This window comes from Saccharomonospora saliphila YIM 90502 (assembly GCF_000383795.1).
Taxonomy (GTDB): Bacteria; Actinomycetota; Actinomycetes; order Mycobacteriales; family Pseudonocardiaceae; genus Saccharomonospora; species Saccharomonospora saliphila.
In genome coordinates, this window is the sequence record NZ_KB912673.1 from 1 (window position 1) to 3,993 (window position 3,993).

The window sequence follows — 3,993 nt, forward strand, 5'->3', positions numbered from 1 at the left end:
GCGGGCGCGCGCGGCGCGGTCCGATGCCCGACCGCCGGTTCGCCCTGCTGCTGATGCTGCCCGCCGCGGCGTTCCTCGCCGTGTTCGTGGCCTGGCCGCTGCTCAAACTCGTCGTGGACAGCCTCTACGACATCGACCCGCTCGGCGGCACCCGCGAGTTCGTGGGGCTGGACAACTACGCCGGTGTGCTCACCTCGCCGGAGTTTCTGGAGTCCGGGCTGCGCACGGCCGTCTACACGGGCGTGGTCGTGGGCATGGAGTTCGTTCTGGGCCTGGCCGCCGCGCTGCTGTTCCACTCCGTCGGGCAGCGCTCGGCCTGCCTGCGGACCGTGTTCCTCTACCCACTGATGATCGCCCCGGTCGTGGCGGGGCTGCTGTGGCGGTTCCTGCTCATGGACAACGTCGGACTCGTCAACCACGTGCTGACCACACTCGGGGTGCTCGACGACCCCGCCGACGTCGGGTGGCTGTCCGACCCGGACATCGTGCTGTTCGCCGTGGCCGTGCCGGACATCTGGCTGACGACCTCGTTCATGACGCTGGTGCTCTTCGCCGGGCTCCAGACCATTCCGGGCGAGTTGACGGAGGCCGCGCGGCTGGACGGGGCGGGTCCGGTGCAGCGCCTGCGGCGGGTCATCCTGCCGATGCTGCGCCCGGTCATCGCGGTCGCGCTCATCGTGCGGGGCATCGACGCGGCCCGCGCCTTCGACATCATCCTCATCCAGACCGGCGGCGGCCCGCAGTCGGCGTCGGAAACACTGAGCCTGCTCATCTACCGCACGGCGGTGCGCTTCGGAGAACCGGGACCGGCCTCGGCCATGGGCACGCTCTACCTGCTGGCGATGCTCGCCGCCGCGCTCGTCGCGGTCGCCACCATCTGGCGCCCGGGGAAGGAGCAGTGATGACCGCGTCCCCGACCCGGCGCACCGGGTCCCGCACGCTGCTGTGGACGCTGCTGATCTCGGTCGTGGTGCTGTACGCGATCCCGTTCGTCTATCTGGTGTTCACCTCCTTCAAGACGCCCGCCGACGCGATCTCGGTGCCGCCCTCGGTGCTGCCGGAGGAGTGGACGGCGCAGAACTACACGACCGCGCTGTCCACCCCCGGCGTGCCCGCGGCGTTCGTGAACAGCCTCAGCACGGCGACGCTGAGCACCGCGCTGTCGCTGGTGCTGGCCGTGCCCGCCGCCTACGCCGTGGCGCGCTTCGGAACGGTCAGCGGCCGGATCTTCGTCATGATCGCCTTGGTGACGCGCATGGTGCCGCCGGTGGCGATCGGTGTGCCGCTGGCCGGGATGATGAGCGACTTCGGTCTCGCGGACACGCCCACGGCCCTCGCGCTGGCCCACACCACCATCTCGCTGCCGCTGTCGATCTGGCTGATGGCGAGCTTCTTCGAGGCGGTCCCGCGAGAGCTTGAGGAGGCCGCCCGGGTGGACGGGTGCGGCCGCGTCCACGCGCTGGTGCGGGTGGTGCTGCCGGTGGTCTCCGGTGGTGTGGCGGTGACGGCGCTGTTCGCCTTCCTCGCGTCGTGGAACGAGTTCCTGTTCTCGCTGCTGCTCAGTTCCGTGCGCGCGCAGACCACTCCGATCGTGATCGCCAACTTCCAGACCCAGTACGGCTTGCAGTGGGGCGCCATGACCGCGCTGGCCACGCTGTACTCCGTCCCCGTCATCCTGCTCACCCTGCTGTTGCAGCGCCGCATCGTCGCCGGGCTCACGCTCGGCGCGGTCAAGGGCTGAGCGGGCCGTGATCCGCACGACCCCGACACGAAAGGTCCGACAACGCATGCGCTTCTGGCAACCCTCCAGCCCGCTCGGCGGCCTGCCCTACGTGAAGAAGGGCCGGTCCCTGCGCGAGTCGAGCTGGGACCGCACCGGCGGCAACCGCGACTTCGCCCGGGTCGAACCGGGCCAGACCCACGTGCTCGCCGACATCGCGGGCACCGGTGTCATCGAGCACCTGTGGGTCACCACGCGGTGCTACTCGCCCCAGTACCTGCGCAAGCTGGTGCTGGAGATGTACTGGGACGGCGCCGAGCACCCGAGCGTCGTCGCCCCGCTCGGCGACTTCTTCGGCGTCGGCCACGCCACCTGCACCCACTACGTGTCGTTCCCGCTGAGCATGGTGTTCGGCCCGCGGCGCGGCCCGAAGGGCCCGTTCGCGGCGGCGATGAACTCGTACTTCCCGATGCCCTTCGGGGACGGGGCGCGCATCCAGCTGCGCAACGAGAGCGACGAGCCGGTGGAGAACCTGTTCTACTACGTCGACTACGAGCTCACCTCCGAGCCCGCGCCCGACGACCTCGGCCGGTTCCACGCGCACTACCGACAGGAGAAGCCGTGCGCCAAGGTGGTCCACCCGACGGAGCAGGAGAACCCGCCGCCGTGGGAGCTGCCGGGCACCAACCTCACAGGCGACGAGAACTACGTCCTGCTCGACGCCGTCGGAACCGGGCACTACGTCGGCTCCGTGCTCAGCATCGACAACTTCGATGCCTCGAACCAGCGGTTCACCTGGCCCGGTGAGGGCGACGACATGATCTTCATCGACGGTGAGGCGTGGCCGCCGTCGCTGCACGGAACCGGAACCGAGGACTACTTCAACGCCGCGTGGGGCTTTCCCAGCGGGCCGTACGCCGGCCCGTACCACGGGATCACGCTCGGCAGCAGCGTGCAGGAGCACTTCGGACTGTGGAGCATGTACCGCTTCCACATCGAGGACCCGGTGCGGTTCACCGAGTCGATCAAGGTCACGGTCGAGCACGGCCACGCCAACGACCAGGGCAACGACTACTCCAGCGTCGCGTACTGGTACCAGCTCGAACCGCACTCCGCCTTGCCGGAGCTGCCGCCGGTCGAGCAGCGCCTGCCGCGCCGCTGGCCTGAGCACGGCCTGTGGGACGAGTGACCGGAACCGACGACGACCCGACGCGGAAAGGCAGCACGTGCTCAGACTTCCGGACGCCTGGACCTGGGACTTCTGGATCGCCGACGACGGCGAGACCTACCACCTGTTCTACCTCAAGGCCTCTCGGGCGCTCGGCGATCCCGAGCGCAGACACTGGAACGCCGCCATCGGGCACGCCGTGTCCGGCGACCTCACCACGTGGGAGGAGGTGGCCGACGCGCTCGTGCCGAGCGAGGCGGGAGCCTTCGACGACCTGTCCACCTGGACCGGCTCGATCGTGCGGACCGGGGACGGCACGTGGGCGATGTTCTACACCGGGGCGGGATCGGCCGAGGGCGGGCTCAAACAGCGGATCGGGCTGGCCACCTCGGCCGACCTCGACACCTGGCACCGCGTGCCCGGCCCGGTGGCCGAGGCAGACCCCGCCTGGTACGAGACGCTGCCCGACATCGAATGGCACGACGAGGCGTGGCGGGACCCGTGGGTGTTCGCCGATCCCGGGGGCGACGGCTGGCACATGCTGATCACTGCCCGTGCGGCCGACGGGCCCGGGGACGAGCGCGGAGTGCTCGGGCACGCGGTGTCGCCCGACCTGCGCACCTGGCGGGTACGGCCGCCCCTGAGCCGCCCCGGCAGTGGCTTCGGGCACCTCGAGGTGCCGCAGGTCGAGATCGTCGACGGCCGCGCGGTGCTGCTGTTCTCCTGCCTCGGGGCGCAGCTCGCCCACGGCCGCGCCGAGCGGGGTGAACGCGGTGGCACCTGGTGTGTGCCGGTCGACAGCCCCACCGGTCCGTTCGACGTGACGCGCGCGGAACGGCTGACCGACGAGTCTCTCTACAGCGGACGGCTGGTGCGGGCCCGCGACGGGCGGTGGATGTTCCTCGCGTTCCGCAACGCCGGTCCGGACGGGCGGTTCGTGGGCGAGGTCACCGACCCCGTACCGGTCCGCTGGGCCGAGGACGGGTCCCGGCTGGTGCTCGACGGGGACGCGGTGCCCTCAGCGCGGTGACGCGCGGTGCCTTCGGCGCGGTGACGCGCGGTGCCTTCGGCGCGGTGACGCGCGGTGCTGCGACGTGGCCGAGCC

Annotated in this window: 4 protein-coding genes; all 4 read left to right on the forward strand. The window is 70.8% G+C overall.

All coding sequences use genetic code 11. The annotated features are described in order from the left end of the window. On the forward strand, positions 1-902 hold a 902-nt coding region (locus SACSA_RS0111975; RefSeq protein WP_048876714.1), incomplete at its 5' end, for a carbohydrate ABC transporter permease. Then, positions 902-1,741: a carbohydrate ABC transporter permease gene (locus SACSA_RS0111980; protein WP_019816156.1), complete on the forward strand. Its 840-nt coding sequence runs from the start codon at positions 902-904 to the stop codon at positions 1,739-1,741. The genes SACSA_RS0111975 and SACSA_RS0111980, both read left to right, overlap by 1 nt. A 46-nt stretch (positions 1,742-1,787) precedes the next feature. Next, complete coding sequence (locus SACSA_RS0111985) at positions 1,788-2,909, forward strand: glycoside hydrolase family 172 protein (RefSeq protein WP_019816157.1); 1,122 nt, start codon at positions 1,788-1,790, stop codon at positions 2,907-2,909. A gap of 37 nt (positions 2,910-2,946) precedes the next feature. Further along, a complete protein-coding gene (locus SACSA_RS0111990; protein WP_019816159.1) occupies positions 2,947-3,918 on the forward strand; it encodes a glycoside hydrolase family protein in 972 nt (323 codons plus the stop codon). Positions 3,919-3,993: the final 75 nt, after the last annotated feature.

Bases quoted from the DNA above. Each gene is read 5' to 3' on its own strand.
- SACSA_RS0111980 (WP_019816156.1), top strand. From the start codon at position 902: ATGACCGCGTCCCCGACCCGGCGCACCGGGTCCCGCACGCTGCTGTGG.
- SACSA_RS0111985 (WP_019816157.1), top strand. From the start codon at position 1,788: ATGCGCTTCTGGCAACCCTCCAGCCCGCTCGGCGGCCTGCCCTACGTG.